The 17,978-nt window shown below is 59.3% G+C and carries 15 protein-coding genes, 1 tRNA gene and 1 pseudogene; 2 read left to right on the plus strand and 15 right to left on the minus strand.

All coding sequences use genetic code 11. From position 1 onward, the window contains the following. The 4 genes from ASE36_RS22545 to rpsL all read right to left on the minus strand — a co-directional run. Positions 1 to 97 (minus strand): GTP-binding protein (locus ASE36_RS22545; protein WP_244484375.1); only part of this gene is annotated, 97 nt, incomplete at its 3' end. Positions 98 to 168: 71 nt separating this feature from the next. Then, on the minus strand, positions 169 to 2,268 hold the full coding sequence (fusA, locus tag ASE36_RS08805) for an elongation factor G (protein ID WP_062278337.1): 2,100 nt from the start codon (positions 2,266 to 2,268) through the stop codon (positions 169 to 171). A 32-nt stretch (positions 2,269 to 2,300) separates the two neighbouring features. Continuing rightward, the gene (gene rpsG, locus ASE36_RS08810; RefSeq protein ID WP_062278339.1) at positions 2,301 to 2,771 is read right to left on the minus strand and encodes a 30S ribosomal protein S7; all 471 of its coding nucleotides are present in this window, start codon (positions 2,769 to 2,771) and stop codon (positions 2,301 to 2,303) included. Positions 2,772 to 2,851: 80 nt separating this feature from the next. Next, positions 2,852 to 3,223, minus strand: coding sequence for a 30S ribosomal protein S12 (rpsL, locus tag ASE36_RS08815; RefSeq protein WP_003507760.1), 372 nt, complete (start codon positions 3,221 to 3,223; stop codon positions 2,852 to 2,854). A gap of 508 nt (positions 3,224 to 3,731) precedes the next feature. On the opposite strand from rpsL, the gene ASE36_RS08820 reads away from it, so the two are divergent. After that, positions 3,732 to 4,025 carry a hypothetical protein gene (locus ASE36_RS08820; protein ID WP_062278341.1) on the plus strand — a complete coding sequence of 98 codons (294 nt, stop codon included), beginning with the start codon at positions 3,732 to 3,734 and terminating at the stop codon, positions 4,023 to 4,025. Positions 4,026 to 4,229: 204 nt separating this feature from the next. Here the strand turns inward: ASE36_RS08820 and rpoC are convergent, their stop codons facing one another. From rpoC to ASE36_RS08865, 9 genes are all read right to left on the minus strand, one after another. Next, positions 4,230 to 8,441: a DNA-directed RNA polymerase subunit beta' gene (gene rpoC / locus ASE36_RS08825; protein WP_062278343.1), complete on the minus strand. Its 4,212-nt coding sequence runs from the start codon at positions 8,439 to 8,441 to the stop codon at positions 4,230 to 4,232. Positions 8,442 to 8,634: 193 nt separating this feature from the next. Next, positions 8,635 to 12,771 (minus strand): DNA-directed RNA polymerase subunit beta, encoded by a 4,137-nt coding sequence (rpoB, locus tag ASE36_RS08830; protein WP_062278346.1) that lies wholly within the window; start codon positions 12,769 to 12,771, stop codon positions 8,635 to 8,637. Positions 12,772 to 13,019: 248 nt separating this feature from the next. Further along, entirely contained in the window at positions 13,020 to 13,397 is a 378-nt protein-coding gene (gene rplL, locus ASE36_RS08835) for a 50S ribosomal protein L7/L12 (protein ID WP_062278349.1), read from the minus strand. 69 nt (positions 13,398 to 13,466) lie between these two features. Next, positions 13,467 to 13,985, minus strand: a complete 519-nt coding sequence (gene rplJ, locus ASE36_RS08840; protein ID WP_006728784.1) for a 50S ribosomal protein L10 — start codon at positions 13,983 to 13,985, stop codon at positions 13,467 to 13,469. A gap of 338 nt (positions 13,986 to 14,323) precedes the next feature. Then, positions 14,324 to 15,019, minus strand: a complete 696-nt coding sequence (rplA, locus tag ASE36_RS08845) for a 50S ribosomal protein L1 (protein WP_062278352.1) — start codon at positions 15,017 to 15,019, stop codon at positions 14,324 to 14,326. Between the two features lie 2 nt (positions 15,020 to 15,021). Then, a complete protein-coding gene (rplK, locus tag ASE36_RS08850; protein WP_006728786.1) occupies positions 15,022 to 15,453 on the minus strand; it encodes a 50S ribosomal protein L11 in 432 nt (143 codons plus the stop codon). Positions 15,454 to 15,600: 147 nt separating this feature from the next. After that, entirely contained in the window at positions 15,601 to 16,131 is a 531-nt protein-coding gene (nusG, locus tag ASE36_RS08855) for a transcription termination/antitermination protein NusG (protein ID WP_062278354.1), read from the minus strand. A gap of 16 nt (positions 16,132 to 16,147) precedes the next feature. Continuing rightward, complete coding sequence (secE, locus tag ASE36_RS08860; RefSeq protein ID WP_062278356.1) at positions 16,148 to 16,348, minus strand: preprotein translocase subunit SecE; 201 nt, start codon at positions 16,346 to 16,348, stop codon at positions 16,148 to 16,150. A gap of 182 nt (positions 16,349 to 16,530) precedes the next feature. Further along, a tRNA-Trp gene (locus tag ASE36_RS08865) sits at positions 16,531 to 16,606 on the minus strand. Between the two features lie 291 nt (positions 16,607 to 16,897). Here ASE36_RS08865 and ASE36_RS08870 point away from each other — a divergent pair. Then, positions 16,898 to 17,272, plus strand: a complete 375-nt coding sequence (locus tag ASE36_RS08870) for a pentapeptide repeat-containing protein (RefSeq protein WP_062278358.1) — start codon at positions 16,898 to 16,900, stop codon at positions 17,270 to 17,272. A 7-nt stretch (positions 17,273 to 17,279) separates the two neighbouring features. On the opposite strand, the gene ASE36_RS08875 is transcribed toward ASE36_RS08870, so the two are convergent. Both ASE36_RS08875 and ASE36_RS22175 read right to left on the minus strand, forming a co-directional pair. Next, positions 17,280 to 17,816 carry a hypothetical protein gene (locus ASE36_RS08875; RefSeq protein ID WP_062278360.1) on the minus strand — a complete coding sequence of 179 codons (537 nt, stop codon included), beginning with the start codon at positions 17,814 to 17,816 and terminating at the stop codon, positions 17,280 to 17,282. Positions 17,817 to 17,885: 69 nt separating this feature from the next. Next, positions 17,886 to 17,978, minus strand: a pseudogene (locus tag ASE36_RS22175) (elongation factor Tu); the annotation flags it as partial.

Consider the following 17,978-nt stretch of genomic DNA (forward strand, 5'->3'; position numbering starts at 1 on the left):
TGATCGCTGCCGTCAGAGACGTCTTGCCGTGGTCGACGTGGCCGATCGTCCCAATGTTGACGTGCGGCTTTGTGCGCTCAAACTTACTCTTTGCCATTTTCGGCTCTCCATTTTCTGGTCCCCGTGCGGGGAAACTCAATCTTCAATTGGACGGGCGGGGTATCCCGGTCACTTCTGACCGGAATACTTTGCCTGGATTTCGGCAGCAACGTTCGACGGGACCGGTGCGTAGTGATCGAAGGTCATCGAGTACTGTGCACGGCCCTGCGACATGGAGCGCAGGTTGTCGACGTACTTGAACATGTTGGCGAGCGGGACGTGAGCGTTGATCACGATCGCAATGCCGCGCTGTTCCTGGCCCTGGATCTGGCCACGACGCGAGTTCAGATCGCCGATAACGTCGCCGACATAGTCTTCCGGCGTTACGACTTCGACCTTCATCATCGGCTCGAGCAGCTGTGCGCCAGCCTTCTTGGCTGCTTCACGGAAGCAGGCACGCGAGGCGATTTCGAAGGCGAGAACCGACGAGTCAACATCGTGGAACGCGCCGTCGATGAGGGTCGCCTTGACGCCCAGCATCGGGAAGCCAGCGAGCGGACCAGAGGAAAGAACGCTCTCGATACCCTTCTGAACGCCCGGGATGTATTCCTTCGGAACAGCACCGCCGACGATCTTGGATTCGAACTTGAAGTCGTCGCCTTCCGGGTTCGGTTCGAAGACGAGCTTGACGCGCGCGAACTGACCGGTACCACCGGACTGCTTCTTGTGCGTGTAGTCTTCTTCGTGCTGACGCGTGATGGTTTCGCGGTAAGCAACCTGCGGAGCACCGACGGTGGCTTCAACCTTGAACTCGCGACGCATACGGTCAACGAGAATGTCGAGGTGAAGTTCGCCCATGCCAGCGATGATGGTCTGGCCGGATTCCTGGTCGGTCTTGACGCGGAAGGACGGGTCTTCGGCAGCCAGACGGTTGAGCGCAAGGCCCATCTTTTCCTGGTCGCCCTTGGACTTCGGCTCGATCGCGATCTGGATGACCGGCTCGGGGAATTCCATGCGCTCGAGGATAACCGGCTTCAGGGGATCGCAGAGCGTGTCACCCGTCGTGGTTTCCTTGAGGCCGGCGAGAGCAACGATGTCGCCTGCGAAGGCTTCTTCGATGTCTTCACGGCTGTTCGAGTGCATCTGCAGCATGCGGCCGACGCGCTCGCGCTTGTCCTTGACCGTGTTCATGACCGAGACGCCCTTTTCGAGCTTGCCCGAGTAGATACGTGCGAAGGTGAGCGAACCCACGAAGGGGTCGTTCATGATCTTGAACGCGAGCATGGCGAGCGGCTCAGAATCGTCAGCGTGACGCTCGATTTCCGCTTCGGTCTTGGCATCGATGCCCTTGATCGCCGGAATGTCGAGCGGCGACGGCAGGTAGTCGACGACGGCGTCGAGCAGCGGCTGAACGCCCTTGTTCTTGAAGGCGGTGCCGCAGAACATCGGATGGAACTTGACGTCGATGGTGCCGCGACGAACCAGGGCACGGATCTTGTCGTTGTCCGGCATGATGCCGTTCAAGTAGTCTTCCATCGCCTGTTCGTCGATCTCGACAACGGTCTCGATCAGCTTTTCGCGATATTCGTCAGCCTTGGCCTTCAGGTCTTCCGGGATCTCGACAACGTCCCAGGCAGCGCCCAGCGACTCATCGCGCCAGACGAGCGCGTTCATCTCGATCAGGTCGACAACGCCCTTGAATTCGGTTTCTGCGCCGATGGGCAACTGCATCACAACAGCGGTGGCGCCGAGACGGGTCTTGATCATCTCTACCGAGCGGTAGAAGTCAGCACCGGTCTTGTCCATCTTGTTGCAGAAGATCATCCGCGGGACGTGGTACTTTTCAGCCTGACGCCATACGGTTTCGGTCTGCGGCTCAACACCAGCGTTGGCGTCGAGCAGAGCAACGGCACCGTCGAGAACGCGCAGCGAGCGTTCGACTTCGATGGTGAAGTCGACGTGGCCGGGGGTGTCGATGATGTTGAAGCGGCGCATCTTGCCGTCGCGACCTTTCCAGAAGGTCGTGGTGGCAGCGGACGTGATGGTGATACCGCGTTCCTGCTCCTGCTCCATCCAGTCCATCGTAGCAGCGCCGTCATGGACTTCGCCGATCTTGTGAGACTTACCGGTGTAGTAGAGGATGCGTTCGGTGGTCGTGGTCTTGCCGGCGTCGATGTGCGCCATGATACCGAAGTTGCGGTAGTCTTCGATTTTATATTCGCGAGCCATAACGGACTGCCTTTCAATATTCGATCGGTGGATTACCAGCGGTAATGCGAGAAGGCGCGGTTTGCGTCGGCCATCTTGTGGGTGTCTTCGCGCTTCTTGACGGCGCTACCGCGGTTGTTGGCGGCATCGAGCAGCTCGCCGGACAGACGGTCGACCATAGTGGTTTCGTTGCGCTTGCGCGCTGCAGTGATCAGCCAGCGGATGGCGAGGGCCTGGCGGCGCTCCGGACGAACGTCGACCGGGACCTGGTAGGTTGCACCACCAACGCGGCGCGAACGGACTTCAACATGCGGCGCGACATTGTCGAGCGCCTGATGGAAGATCGCGATCGGCTCAGCCTTGGCCTTGGACTGAACGACGTCGAACGCACCGTAGACGATACTTTCAGCGACGGACTTCTTGCCGTGAAGCATGATGGCGTTCATGAACTTAGTGACGACGAGATCGCCGAACTTCGGGTCCGGATTGATTTCGCGCTTTTCTGCACTATGGCGACGGGACATACTATTTGTCTCTCAACGGTTAGGGACGCTTTATCACGCGGAGAACCTCGCGCAGCGCCGGATATCTGGTAATGGCCGAATTACTTCGGACGCTTCGCACCGTACTTGGAGCGGCGCTGCTTGCGGTTCTTGACACCCTGGGTATCGAGAACGCCGCGGATGATGTGGTAACGCACGCCCGGCAAGTCCTTTACGCGGCCGCCACGGATCATGACGACAGAGTGTTCCTGCAGGTTGTGGCCTTCGCCCGGAATGTAGCCGATGACTTCGAAGCCATTGGTCAGACGGATCTTGGCAACCTTACGCAGAGCCGAGTTCGGCTTCTTCGGGGTCGTGGTGTAGACGCGGGTGCAAACGCCGCGCTTCTGCGGATTTTCCTGCAGAGCAGGAACCTTATTGCGCTTTACCTGTGCCTGACGCGGCTTGCGGATCAGCTGGTTTACGGTAGGCATATACCCATCCCTTGCAAAATCTAGTCTCAAGCCCTCTCAGGCCCTTTGGTTTGCCGTTTCCGGCGGCGGCCGCACAGTTTTCTTCATGCGCAAAATGTGGCCCGACCCGTTTTTCGCGGATGGACCACAAAAGACAGAGGACGCATCCCGAAAGACGCGTCGTGCGTGCAGCATTCGTGTCGTCAACGTGCGTTTGGAGACTTGTTTGAGACGAACTTCAGGACATGGCGTCCCAAAAAACCCGGTCTCACATAGGCTCCGATGGCCGGGGTACTACTGTTTTCCCCTCTTTGCGTCAAGTCTCAAACGAGAATTAATGGATTCCAGACCCCGGCGGAGACGGTGCCGGGCCATTTGACGCGGGAAAATGCCGGATCGGTCCTGATTTGGCTTGGCTTGCCGAGGGAAACTTCTAGATAAGGAGAGATGAAGGGTCAACCGCCCTGCCCGTCTGGTCGAATCGGCCGGAACCAGAGAATCGTTTCCTCCAGCAAGAAGACCGGACGCCATGATCACCAACCCTGACAACGACAATACACGCGACGAGCCGATGGTCTTCATCGTGATCGCCAAGGCCTATGAGACCGAAGGCGGCGAGCCGATCGATCTGCATGTCATTCTGACTGCCCCGGATGACGACACCGCCGTACGCCTGACCTTGAACGCGCTCTCCGAAGAAGGCTTCCTGGAAGCCGACCTCGACCAGATCGGCATGATCAATGGCGCACCGGACGAGGAGCCGCATGCGTCGGCCTATCAGGGCGCGCTGGAAGGCGAAGTGGCGATCATTCGTTTCGCCTGAGACGATCCCGTCAGCCTGCAAGAGCTCGAAGGCCGGTCGATCGATCGGCCTTTTTCTTTTGACGCTTCAGATCCTGCTGACGGGGCGCAGAACACCCTGCCCGCCCTTGCGACCTCAGCCCCGTTGCCGCCTTGCCGGAACGAAAAAGACCGCCTGGATCGCTCCGGGCGGCCTTTGTTCATTGAGGACGATCAGGCTTTCCGATTACTCGGCAGCCGGAGCGCTTTCGCCTGCAAGGTTCTGCAGCATCGGGGTTGCCACGTCGGCGCCCGAGCCCTTCTTGCGTTCCTCGAGGATGAGGTCGTCGCGCGAAGTGGCGATGCGGCGGATCTGCGTCATGGTGCCGCCGGTACCAGCCGGGATGAGGCGGCCGACGATGACGTTTTCCTTCAGGCCCTGCAGCGTATCGGTCTTGCCGGCGATTGCAGCTTCCGTGAGAACCTTGGTGGTTTCCTGGAAGGATGCAGCCGAGATGAACGACGGCGTCTGCAGCGAGGCCTTGGTGATACCGAGAAGGACAGGTTCGCCGTATGCCGGCTTCTTGCCTTCCTCGATCAGGCGCTCGTTGTTGTCGTCCAGTTCGATACGGTCGACATTGTCGCCCACGATGTACTGGCTGTCGCCTGCGTCGGTGATCTCAACCTTCTGCAGCATCTGGCGAACGATCACCTCGATGTGCTTGTCGTTGATCACAACGCCCTGCAGTCGGTAGACTTCCTGGATTTCGTTGACCAGGTACGAGGCAAGTGCCTCGACGCCCTTGATCGCCAGGATGTCGTGCGGAGCCGGGTTACCGTCGAGGATGTAGTCACCCTTTTCGATATAGTCGCCTTCCTGAAGGTGGAAGGGCTTGCCCTTCGGGATCAGGTATTCGACAGGCTCGACACCGTCTTCCGCCGGCTCGATGATGACGCGACGCTTGTTCTTGTAGTCGCGGCCCAGACGGATCGTACCATCGATCTCAGCGATGATGGCGTGGTCCTTCGGACGACGGGCTTCGAACAGTTCGGCAACACGCGGCAGACCACCGGTGATGTCCTTGGTCTTGGCGCTTTCCAGCGGCGAACGCGCAAGCACGTCACCCTGGGAAACCTTCTGACCAGGCTCGACCGACAGGATCGCCTCGACGGACAGGTGGAAGCGGGCTTCGCCACCACGTGCTACCTTCAAGACGTTGCCGCTCGCGTCCTTGATGACGATCGCCGGCTTGAGGTCCGAACCACGCGGGGTCGAACGCCAGTCGATGACCTGACGCTTGGTGATGCCGGTCGACTCGTCGGTGGCTTCGAGCACGGAGAGACCGTCGACGACGTCCTCGAAATGCACGATACCCTCGACTTCCGTCATGATCGGACGGGTGTAGGGGTCCCACTCGGCCAGACGCTGGCCGCGCTTCACCTTGTCGCCGTCGTCCACGAAGACCTTCGAACCATAGGCCACGCGCTGCGAGGACCGTTCGACACCACGCTCGTCGAGAATGGTGACGGCCATGCTGCGGCCCATGGCAATCAGCGTGCCTTCGGAGTTGCGCAGCATGTTGCGGTTCTTGATCTGCACCGTACCTTCGTACGAGGCTTCCAGGAACGACTGGTCGACCACGGTCGCGGTACCGCCCAAGTGGAAGGTACGCATGGTGAGCTGTGTGCCCGGCTCACCAATCGACTGTGCGGCGATGACGCCGACGGCTTCGCCCATGTTAACAGGCGTACCACGGGCCAAGTCACGGCCGTAGCAGACCGAGCAGACGCCCGTCTGGACTTCGCAGGTCAGAGCCGAACGGATGCGGATCGACTGGATACCGGCCTTTTCGATCTCGATGACATCTGCCTCAAGGATCATGTTGCCGGCATTGACGATGCGCTCGCCCGTGACCGGATGATCGATGTCGTCCAGCGCCGTACGACCGAGAACGCGGGCGCCGATGGAGGCAACGACCTGACCGGCATCGACGATGGCGGTCATGGTGAGGCCCTTGTCGGTGCCGCAATCCACGAGGTTGACGATGCAATCCTGCGCGACGTCGACGAGACGACGGGTCAGGTAACCCGAGTTCGCGGTCTTCAAGGCGGTGTCTGCGAGACCCTTACGGGCACCGTGGGTCGAGTTGAAGTACTCGTTAACGGTCAGGCCTTCCTTGAAGTTCGAGATGATCGGCGTCTCGATGATTTCGCCCGACGGCTTGGCCATGAGGCCACGCATGCCGCCCAGCTGACGCATCTGGTTCGGTGAACCACGAGCACCCGAATGCGACATCATGTAGATGGCGTTCATCGGCTTTTGACGACCGGTCTCCTTGTCGAACTCGACGGCCTTAATGCGGGCCATCATGTCTTCGGCGACCTTTTCAGTGGCCTTGCCCCAGGCGTCGACGACCTTGTTGTACTTTTCGCCCTGAGTGATCAGGCCGTCATTGTACTGCTGCTCGTATTCCTTGACCAGGGTTTCGGTGTCACCGACGATCTTCGCCTTGGTTTCCGGAATGATCATGTCGTCCTTGCCGAACGAAATGCCGGCCTTGCACGCATGCGTGAAGCCGAGCTGCATGATCCGGTCGCAGAAGATGACCGTGTCCTTCTGGCCGCAGTGACGGTAGACCGTGTCGATCATCTTGGAGATGTTCTTCTTGGTCATTTCCTGGTTGCAGATGTCGAACGGCACATTGACGTTCTTCGGCAGAAGTTCGCCGATGATCATGCGGCCAGGCGTGGTTTCATAGATCTTCGAAACCGGCTTGCCTTCGGCATCGACGGTCTTGAAGCGGCCACGGATCTTGGCGTGCAGGGTGACGACCTTGTTTTCCAGCGCATGGTGCAGTTCGCCCATGTCCGAAAAGACCATTCCTTCGCCCGGTTCGTTCTGGTTCAGGATCGACAGATAGTAGAGGCCGAGAACCATGTCCTGCGACGGAACGATGATCGGTGCACCGTTGGCCGGGTGCAGGATGTTGTTCGTCGACATCATTAGCACGCGGGCTTCCAGCTGGGCTTCCAGCGAAAGCGGCACGTGAACAGCCATCTGGTCACCGTCGAAGTCGGCGTTGAAGGCCGTGCAGACGAGCGGGTGCAGCTGGATGGCCTTGCCTTCGACCAGCGTGGGTTCGAAGGCCTGGATGCCCAGGCGGTGCAGCGTCGGTGCGCGGTTCAACAGAACCGGATGCTCGCGGATGACCTCGTCAAGGATATCCCAGACTTCCGGCTTTTCCTTTTCAACCAGCTTCTTCGCCTGCTTGACGGTCGAGGAGTAACCCTTGGCGTCGAGGCGGGCATAGATGAACGGCTTGAACAGCTCGAGCGCCATCTTCTTCGGCAGGCCGCACTGGTGCAGCTTCAGTTCCGGACCGGTCACGATGACCGAACGGCCGGAATAGTCGACGCGCTTGCCGAGAAGGTTCTGGCGGAAGCGGCCCTGCTTGCCCTTGAGCATGTCGGACAGCGACTTCAGCGGACGCTTGTTGGCGCCGGTGATGACGCGGCCACGGCGGCCGTTGTCGAACAGCGCGTCCACAGATTCCTGCAGCATGCGCTTTTCGTTACGGATGATGATGCCCGGAGCGCGCAGTTCGATCAGGCGCTTCAGACGGTTGTTACGGTTGATGACGCGGCGATAGAGATCGTTCAGGTCAGACGTCGCGAAACGGCCGCCATCGAGCGGAACCAGCGGGCGCAGGTCCGGCGGGATGACCGGAACGACCTTCATGATCATCCATTCCGGACGGTTGCCCGACTCCATGAAGTTCTCGACGATCTTCAGGCGCTTCATCAGCTTCTTCTGCTTGAGATCCGAGGTGGTCTCGGCAAGCTCGGAACGCAGGTCGCCAGCGATCTTCTCGAGGTTCATCGAGGCCAGCATCTCGTAGATGGCTTCAGCGCCGATCATGGCGGTGAACTGGTCCTCGCCGAACTCGTCGACGGCGATCATGTATTCTTCTTCGGAAAGAAGCTGGTTTTCCTTGAGCGAGGTCAGGCCCGGCTCAGTGACAATGTAGTTCTCGAAGTAGAGAACGCGCTCGACATCCTTCAGCGTCATATCCAACAGCGTGGAGATGCGCGACGGCAGCGACTTCAGGAACCAGATATGGGCAACGGGAGCGGCGAGCTCGATATGGCCCATGCGCTCACGGCGAACGCGCGACAGCGTGACTTCCACGCCGCACTTTTCGCAGATGATGCCCTTATACTTCATGCGCTTGTACTTGCCGCACAGGCACTCATAGTCCTTGATAGGTCCAAAGATGCGTGCGCAGAAGAGACCATCGCGTTCCGGCTTGAACGTACGATAGTTGATGGTCTCCGGCTTCTTGATCTCGCCATATGACCACGACAGGATCTTTTCCGGGCTCGCGATCGAGATCCGGATGCTGTCGAAGTGCTGAGCCGGCACCGACGGATTGAAAAGGTTCATGACCTCTTGGTTCATGCCTGTCTCCTTATGGGGCTAAAAGCCCTCGATTGGGTCTGAATGGCGGCGAAGTCCCGGGATGCCGCATCAGACCCTTGAAATGACAATAACCGCGAAATGCGGCGAAACTCCCCTCACCCGCCCGATTTTGGCCGCCGGTCGATCAGGGGATGGCGTGCGCGGCTTGACCACGCACGCCTTTGTCAAACCGTTATTCGGCTGCGTCGGGCAGCTGACCCGAGCCAACGTCATCGAGCTTGGAATTCTCCAGCTCGACCGACAGGCCGAGCGAGCGCATTTCCTTGACGAGAACGTTGAAGCTTTCCGGAATACCGGCCTCGAAGGTGTCGTCGCCACGGACGATCGCCTCATAGACCTTGGTACGGCCGGCCACGTCGTCCGACTTCACCGTCAGCATTTCCTGCAGGGTGTAGGCGGCGCCGTAAGCTTCCAGAGCCCAGACTTCCATTTCCCCGAAGCGCTGACCGCCGAACTGCGCCTTACCACCGAGCGGCTGCTGGGTGACGAGTGAGTAAGGACCGATCGAACGGGCATGGATCTTGTCGTCGACCAGGTGGTTCAGCTTAATCATGTACATGTAGCCGACGGTGACCTGACGGTCGAAGGCTTCACCGGTACGGCCATCATACAGGGTCGACTGACCCGACGGGTTGAGGCCCGCCTTCGTCAGCATCGCCGACACGTCGCTTTCATGCGCACCGTCGAAGACCGGCGTGGCGATGGATACGCCGCGCTTGGCTTCTTCGGCGAGACGAACCAGCGACTGATCGTCGAAGTTCTTGACCTCGTCATGGGCTTCGGACGCATAGATCTCGGTCAGCTCGGTGCGCAGCTCGCTGATGTCGAGATGCTTGCGATAGTCCTCAAGCATCTGGCCGATCTTCTTGCCCATGCCGGCGCAAGCCCAGGCAAGGTGGGTTTCGAGGATCTGACCGACGTTCATGCGCGAGGGCACGCCGAGCGGGTTCAAGACGATGTCGACATGCGTGCCGTCTTCGAGGAACGGCATGTCCTCGACCGGTACGATGCGCGACACGACGCCCTTGTTGCCGTGACGGCCGGCCATCTTGTCGCCCGGCTGGATCTTGCGCTTTACAGCAACGAAGACCTTGACCATCTTCATGACGCCCGGAGGCATTTCGTCGCCGCGCTGGACCTTTTCGACCTTGTCCATGAAGCGCTGTTCAAGGCGCGACTTGGATTCGTCGTACTGACCACGGAGCGCTTCGAGTTCGCCCTGAACCTTCTCGTCCTCGACTGCAAACATCCACCACTGCGAGCGGGGATATTCGGAGACGATGGCATTCGAAAGCTCGACGCCCTTCTTGAAGCCCTTCGGTCCGGCAATCGAGACCTGGCCACGAAGCATGTCGATCAGACGGCCGTAGACGTTACGGTCGAGGATCGCTTGCTCGTCGTCGCGGTCCTTGGCGAGACGTTCGATTTCCTCGCGCTCAATCGCCATCGCGCGCTCGTCCTTTTCAACGCCGTGGCGATTGAAAACACGAACTTCGACGACGGTGCCGAAGGTGCCCGGAGGCATGCGCATCGAGGTGTCGCGTACGTCAGAGGCCTTTTCACCGAAGATGGCGCGCAGAAGCTTTTCTTCCGGCGTCATCGGGCTTTCGCCCTTCGGTGTGATCTTGCCGACCAGAATGTCGCCCGGCTGAACTTCGGCACCGATATAGACGATACCGGCTTCGTCGAGGTTCTTCAGCGCTTCTTCCGACACGTTCGGAATGTCGCGCGTGATTTCTTCCGGGCCGAGCTTGGTGTCGCGGGCCATGACTTCGAATTCCTCGATGTGGATCGAGGTGAAGACGTCTTCCGAGACGATGCGCTCCGACATGAGGATCGAGTCCTCATAGTTGTAGCCGTTCCACGGCATGAACGCGACGAGCGCGTTGCGGCCGAGAGCCAGATCGCCGAGGTCGGTCGACGGACCGTCCGCGATGATGTCGCCCTTGTTCAGAATGTCACCGACGGCGACCAGCGGGCGCTGGTTGACGCAGGTGTTCTGGTTCGAACGCTGGAACTTCTGCAGACGGTAGATGTCGACGCCCGACTTGGACGGATCGAGATCTTCCGTGGCGCGGATAACGATACGGGTCGCGTCCACCTGGTCGACCACGCCGCCGCGACGGGCACCGATGGCAGCACCGGAGTCACGGGCAACGATCGGCTCCATACCGGTTCCAACGAACGGGGCTTCGGCGCGCAGAAGCGGCACGGCCTGACGCTGCATGTTCGAGCCCATGAGAGCGCGGTTAGCGTCGTCGTTTTCGAGGAACGGAATGAGAGCGGCCGCTACTGACACCAGCTGCTTCGGCGAGACGTCCATCAGGTTGATAGTGTCGCGCGGGGACAGCATGACTTCGCCGGCATGACGGCAGACGACGAACTCTTCGACGAAGGCGCCTTCAGACGTCAGTTCGGAATTGGCCTGGGCCACATAGTACTTGGCTTCTTCCATGGCCGACAGATAGACGACGTCCTTCGTCACCTTGCCGTCGACGATCTTGCGGTACGGGCTTTCGATAAAGCCGTACTTGTTGACCCGTGCGAAGGTGGCGAGCGAGTTGATCAGACCGATGTTCGGGCCTTCCGGCGTCTCGATCGGGCAAATACGGCCGTAGTGCGTCGGGTGAACGTCGCGGACTTCGAAGCCTGCACGCTCGCGGGTCAGACCACCCGGTCCAAGAGCCGAAAGACGGCGCTTGTGGGTGATTTCCGAAAGCGGGTTCACCTGGTCCATGAACTGCGACAGCTGCGAGGAGCCGAAGAATTCGCGAACCGCGGCTGCTGCAGGCTTGGCGTTGATCAGGTCCTGCGGCATGACGGTGTCGATTTCGATCGACGACATGCGTTCCTTGATGGCGCGCTCCATGCGCAAGAGACCCAGACGATACTGGTTCTCCATCAATTCACCGACCGAGCGAACGCGGCGGTTGCCGAGGTTGTCGATGTCGTCGATTTCGCCCTTGCCGTCGCGCAGTTCGACCAGCATCTTGACCACGGCCAGGATGTCATCCTTGCGCAGAACGCGAACGGTATCCGGGCAGTCGAGGTCGAGACGCATGTTCATCTTGACGCGGCCAACGGCCGACAGGTCGTAGCGCTCCGAATCGAAGAACAGCGACTGGAACATGGCTTCGGCCGAATCCATGGTCGGCGGTTCACCCGGACGCATGACGCGGTAGATGTCGAACAGAGCGTCCTGACGGTTCTCGTTCTTGTCGGCGGCGAGCGTGTTGCGGATGTAGGCGCCGACATTGATGTGGTCGATGCCGAGAACCGGGATCTCGTCGAAACCAGACTCGAGGATCTGAGGCAGCGACTTCTCGTCGATTTCTGCGCCGGCTTCCATGTAGATTTCACCGGTCGACATGTTGACCAGATCTTCTGCCAGGTAGTTGCCGAACAGATCTTCGTCGGAAGCCTTGAGGAACTTCAGGCCCTTGTCGGTGAGCTGACGCAGCAGACGTGGGGTCAGTTTCTTGCCGCCTTCGACAACCACTTCGCCGGTGTCGGCGTCGATCATGTCGGAGATGGTCTTGGCGCCCTTCAGCGTTTCCGCGTTGAACGGATAACGCCAGCCCTTGCCATCACGCTCGTAGACGGACTTCGAGTAGAAGGTCGACAGGATTTCTTCGCCGTCCATGCCAAGTGCCATCAGCAGCGAGGTCACGGGGATCTTGCGGCGACGGTCGATACGAGCATGCACGATGTCCTTGGCGTCGAATTCGATATCGAGCCAGGAACCGCGATAAGGGATGACGCGCGCGGCAAACAGAAGCTTGCCGGACGAGTGGGACTTGCCCTTGTCATGGTCGAAGAAGACGCCCGGCGAACGGTGCATCTGGGAGACGATGACGCGCTCAGTGCCGTTGACGATGAAGGTACCGTTGTTCGTCATGAGCGGCATATCGCCCATGTAAACCGACTGTTCCTTGATGTCCTTGATGGACTTCGCGCCCGTATCCTCGTCAATATCGAACACGATCAGGCGCAGCGTGACCTTCAGCGGTGCGGCATAGGTCAGATCGCGCTGGCGGCATTCGTCGACGTCGAACTTCGGCGGCTCGAATTCGTAAGACACGAATTCCAGCATCGAGGCACCGGAAAAATCGGTGATCGGGAAGACGGACTTGAAAACGGCATTCAGCCCCTCGTCGGGACGGCCACCTTCCGGCTCGTCGACCATGAGGAACTGGTCATAAGATGCCTTCTGAACCTCGATGAGGTTCGGCATTTCTGCGACTTCTGGAATTTTTCCGAAAAACTTGCGTACGCGCCTGCGACCGTTAAAGGTAAGGGTCTGAGCCATCGTCGCTCCTTGTCAGTTTGCACCCGGGCCTGCAACAGACGGTGACCGCTGGCCAGGCGGCTCCGTCAAAAAATGGATCGCTCAATCTCGTCTCGAGATCCGAACGGCCGGCCGGTTTGCCGGGCATTCGGGTCAAGACCATCCTCTTGAGAACCCATTACCCAGGAACCGTTTTCATACGGTTCCTGGGTAATATGTTCGGAGGAAACCGGCGAGAGAGGGAGACCCTCCCCCGCCGCATTCCGATATTACTTAACGTCGACCTTAGCGCCGGCGTCCTCAAGCTTCTTCTTGAGGTCAGCGGCTTCAGCCTTGGAAACGCCTTCCTTGACAGCCTTCGGAGCGCCTTCGACGAGGTCCTTGGCTTCCTTGAGACCGAGGCCGGTGATGCCACGGACTTCCTTGATGACGTTGATCTTGTTGGCGCCGGCATCCGTGAGGATGACGTCGAACTCGGTCTTTTCTTCTTCAGCCGGAGCAGCAGCAGCACCGCCGCCAGCAGCAGCAACGGCTACCGGAGCAGCAGCCGAAACGCCCCACTTTTCTTCGAGCAGCTTGGAAAGCTCAGCAGCTTCCAGAACGGTCAGCGAGGAGAGGTCTTCAACGATCTTTGCGAGATCAGCCATTGTACTAGTTCCTTAATAGATGTTCGGTTCGAAGCGAACGGGTTAGGGTATGAACAGCGAAAAACCGCCTTACGCGGCTTCGTCCTTCTTTGCATAGGCCGCAAACACGCGAGCAAGCTGAGCTGCCGGTGCTGCCACAACGCCTGCGATGCGGGTTGCCGGGGTCTGAATCATGCCCAGCAGCTTTGCACGCAGTTCGTCCAGCGAAGGCAGGGTCGCAAGCGACTTGACTGCATCTGCGGACAAGGTGGTTGTTCCCATGGCGCCGCCGAGCACAACGATCTTGTCGTTGGTCTTGGCGAAATCCATGACGACCTTCGGAGCCACAATTGGGTCATTGCTGAATGCGATCAGCGTCTGACCCTTGAAGAGATCGGTGATCCCTTCGGCTTCCGTGCCCTGAAGAGCGATCTTGGCCAGGCGGTTCTTCGCGACTTTGACGGTGCCGCCAGCAGCGCGCATCTTCGAACGAAAATCGTTCATCTGCGCAACCGTGACACCAGCATAGTGGGCCACAACAACCGAACCGGAAGCCTTGAAGACTTCGTTCAGTTCTGTGACGAATTCGCGTTTTTCCGCTCTTTCCACTGTCTGTCTCCAGTTGATGGGACCGCAATCCTGCAGGCCCCACCGGGTTTGCCTTTGCCTCAGGGGATCCATTTCGAGATCCCAAGCGACGCTTGAGGATCCTGTCCCCTCCGGTTGAAAATGTTTCCAACCAAAAGGCGAATAAGGCTCGAACCGAACTTCAAGACGTCATCAGACGTTTAAATACCGGATCTCACCCGTCTCATGCAGGCAGATATTAAGGCCGCAAGGCCGCCCACAATCTCGGACAGGAGTGCCTGGTTTTGACACCAGGCATTTCCGGCCCCGAAAGGCCGGAAACTTGGTGGACCGGAACAGATCGTTCCGGTCGAATTCTATCAGGCCGTAACCGTGGCCGGGTCGATCTTGACGCCCGGGCCCATGGTCGAGGAGATCGCTACGCGCTTGACGTAGTTGCCCTTCGCACCAGCCGGCTTTGCCTTGACGACGGCGTCAGCGAAAGCCTTGATGTTTTCTTCGAGCGCCTTGGCGTCGAAGGAGGCCTTGCCGATGCCGGCGTGGATGATACCAGCCTTTTCGACGCGGAACTCAACGGCACCGCCCTTGGAAGCCTTGACGGCGCCCGCGACGTCCATGGTGACCGTGCCAACCTTCGGGTTCGGCATCATGCCACGCGGGCCGAGGACCTTACCGAGGCGACCGACGAGCGGCATCATGTCCGGGGTGGCGATGCAGCGATCGAAGTCGATCTTGCCGCCCTGGACGATTTCCAGCAGGTCTTCGGCGCCAACGATGTCTGCGCCGGCAGCCTTGGCTTCGTCAGCCTTGGCGCCACGTGCGAAGACTGCGACGCGAACGTCACGGCCAGTGCCGTTCGGCAGGTTGACCACGCCGCGGACCATCTGGTCTGCGTGACGCGGGTCGACGCCGAGGTTCATGGCGATTTCGATCGTTTCGTCGAACTTGGCGACGGCACGTTCCTTGACCATCGAGATGGCGTCGGAGAGAGCGACGAGCTTCGTCGGGTCAACACCTTCGCGGATCTTCTGAATACGCTTTGCTACCTTGGCCATGATCAACCTACCACTTCCAGGCCCATGGAGCGGGCAGAGCCCTCAACCATCAGCATTGCGCCTTCGATGTCGGCAGCGTTCAGATCCTTCATCTTGCCTTCGGCAATTGCGCGGACCTGCGCCTTGGTGATCGTACCGACCTTCGCACCCTTGCCCGGAGTCTTCGAGCCGGAGGTGATCTTTGCTTCCTTCTTCAGCCAGTAGGTGACCGGCGGCTGCTTCATTGCGAAGGTGAAGGACTTGTCCTGGTAATAGGTGATGACGACCGGGATCGGCATACCCTTTTCCATTTCCTGCGTGGCGGCATTGAACGCCTTGCAGAATTCCATGATGTTAATGCCACGCTGACCAAGGGCCGGGCCGATCGGCGGGGACGGGTTCGCCGATCCTGCCTTGACCTGGAGCTTGAGCTGGCCTGCAACTTTCTTAGCCATTACTCTCTGCCTTTCATTCAGACCGGTTGCCCGGCCATAACATGCCGGAGAAATCCGGCGGCTGCGGTTGCGTGGTGCGTCTGACCGGCCCGGCTACAGGCCCCTCATCCTCCCACGCGGATCGGGAAGTCGCCTTCCCTTTTCCAATCAGACCTTTTCGACCTGACTGTATTCAAGCTCGACCGGCGTTGCGCGGCCGAAGATCGAAACCTCAACCTTGAGGCGCGAGCGCTCTTCGTCCACATCCTGGACGACGCCGTTGAACGAAGCGAAGGGACCGTCGGAGACGCGAACCTGTTCGCCGATTTCGTAAGACACGGTGGACTTCGGGCGCTCGACGCCTTCCTGGACCTGACCCAAGATGCGCTCCGCCTCGAAATCGGGGATCGGAACCGGCTTGTTGTCGGAACCGAGGAAGCCCGTGACCTTCGGGGTATTCTTGATCAGGTGATAGGCCTCGTCGGTCAGGTTCGCACGAACCATGACATAGCCGGGGAAGAACTTGCGTTCGCTATCAACCTTGCGGCCACGACGGACCTCGACAACCTTTTCGGTCGGCACAAGGATCTTTTCGAAGAGGTGATCAAGCCCCTTCTGCTTGGCCTTGTGCTCGATGTCCTCGGCGACCTTCTTTTCAAAATTCGAATATGCGTGGACGATGTACCAACGTGCAGCCATGATTTTTTCCGCCCGATTAATTACCGACGCTCAGCACGAGGCTGAGCAGCCAGCTGATGAGCTGGTCCGCGCCGAAGAAGAACAGCGCAGCGAAAAACACCATAGCCAAGACCATGAGCGTCGAAATCGTGGTTTCGCGACGCGAGGGCCACGTAACCTTGGACGTCTCGGAGCGTACCTGCTGCAGAAACGCGAATGGATTACTCTTGGATGCCATTTAATGCCCACGCATTTACGGCGCGTAAAGCCGACCTTGGTCAGCCCCACGCACCGCGTGTCTGTTTGAACCCTACATAACGACCGATTCCCCATTTCACAAGGGGGGAAAAGGTCTTCTGCAACTTTTCGGCTTTGCCAGATCGTCTTGCCCGTCAGCGCTTCAAGCGCGCCGGGCGGAAATGGCAGGGGCAGCCGGGCTTGAACCGACGACCTGCGGTTTTGGAGACCGCCGCTCTACCAACTGAGCTATACCCCTAAGCCTGTTCTTCGAGTGAAACGCATTCTCTCGAAGCATGGCGCTCCCTTTAAGACGGCAGCGCGCGAATGGCAAGAGACTTTTTCAGCCTTTTCCCCAAAGCCGCCAATGGGCTGCGCGAACCTTATTGATCCGTGGTGTCTCGGCCTGGGGACAACCTCCAGGTCAGGCCCCGTTTGCGCAATCGGCCCCTGCTTCACCGTTCAATCAGCGGGTGAGGCGGAATCAGCAACCCTTGCAAGACCGATATGATTCCCGGATAGTCGGAGGCGCCGTTAATGGAGGACCGCCATGATCCGGATCAGCAATGCCGCCCTGCCCGGCTCCGAATTCGACGATTCGGATCTCTCCGAATCCCGGTTTACCGACATCTCGCTCAAGGAAGCGGTCTTCAGCAATGTCGATCTCGGGCGCGCGCTGATCACGGATGCCAATGCGGAGCAGATCGCTGTCCGCAACGTCTCAATGGCTGCCGCCGTGGTCGAGAATGTGGTGATGCATGCCGCGAGCCTCACCCATGTGGACTTCAACGGCAGCACGATCCGCTTCGGCAGCATGGCCGATGTCACAATTGCCGAATGCGACCTCACCGGCATGAGGATCAACGGCTATCTCGTGACGGAGCTGTTGCGGCTGGCGGAGGGGCATGTGGTCGACAGGTCATGATGATAAATCAACCCAAGCCGCTGACTTCATAGCTGCGCGCGCAATATCCATCACGCATTTGGGAGAACATCGGATATTGGCGAATCCCCTTTGTGAACCACGACAGGTAATCGTGTTTGTCGGCAAGCCACCAGCCCGGCTCCAATGCCTTCGCTTCCTCCGCGTCGTCCCAAAACTGCCGGTCCGAAATGCCGACATATGGTAAGCCGTGAAGCCAGGGGGTGACCGATGGGTTGTGCGCCAGCGTGAATTTTTCCCGGTAGCGCTTGGACTGGCCACAGTCCACGGGCAAACACGCGACATCCTCGCCTTCCCCAAGCTGGTCGGCCGTTCCATCGCAAATCGAACCATCTGGCATCAGGTTCCAGGAGTGGAGAAAGATCGGCCGACCATCTGGCAGGGCATAGACGCCGTCAACACGTTGCCAGCCAAAGCGATGCTGGATGAAACATGCCGCCTCGTAACAGCCACCCCAGCACCCCGCGAGGCGCACCGTATGGCGGTAACTCCGGACGGCATCCATCTGTTCTGTGGTCAGCTGCATCCCTATCTCCAATACAAAAAGCCCCGCTGTTTCCAGCGGGGCTCCTGTCATCCCATAAGGGAAAATCGATTACTCGATGATCGAGGCAACGATACCGGCGCCGACGGTGCGGCCGCCTTCGCGGATCGCGAAGCGCAGCTTTTCTTCCATCGCGATCGGAAC

The sequence above is a fragment of the Rhizobium sp. Root274 genome (genome assembly GCF_001429245.1).
In the GTDB taxonomy this organism is placed as follows: Bacteria; Pseudomonadota; Alphaproteobacteria; order Rhizobiales; family Rhizobiaceae; genus Allorhizobium.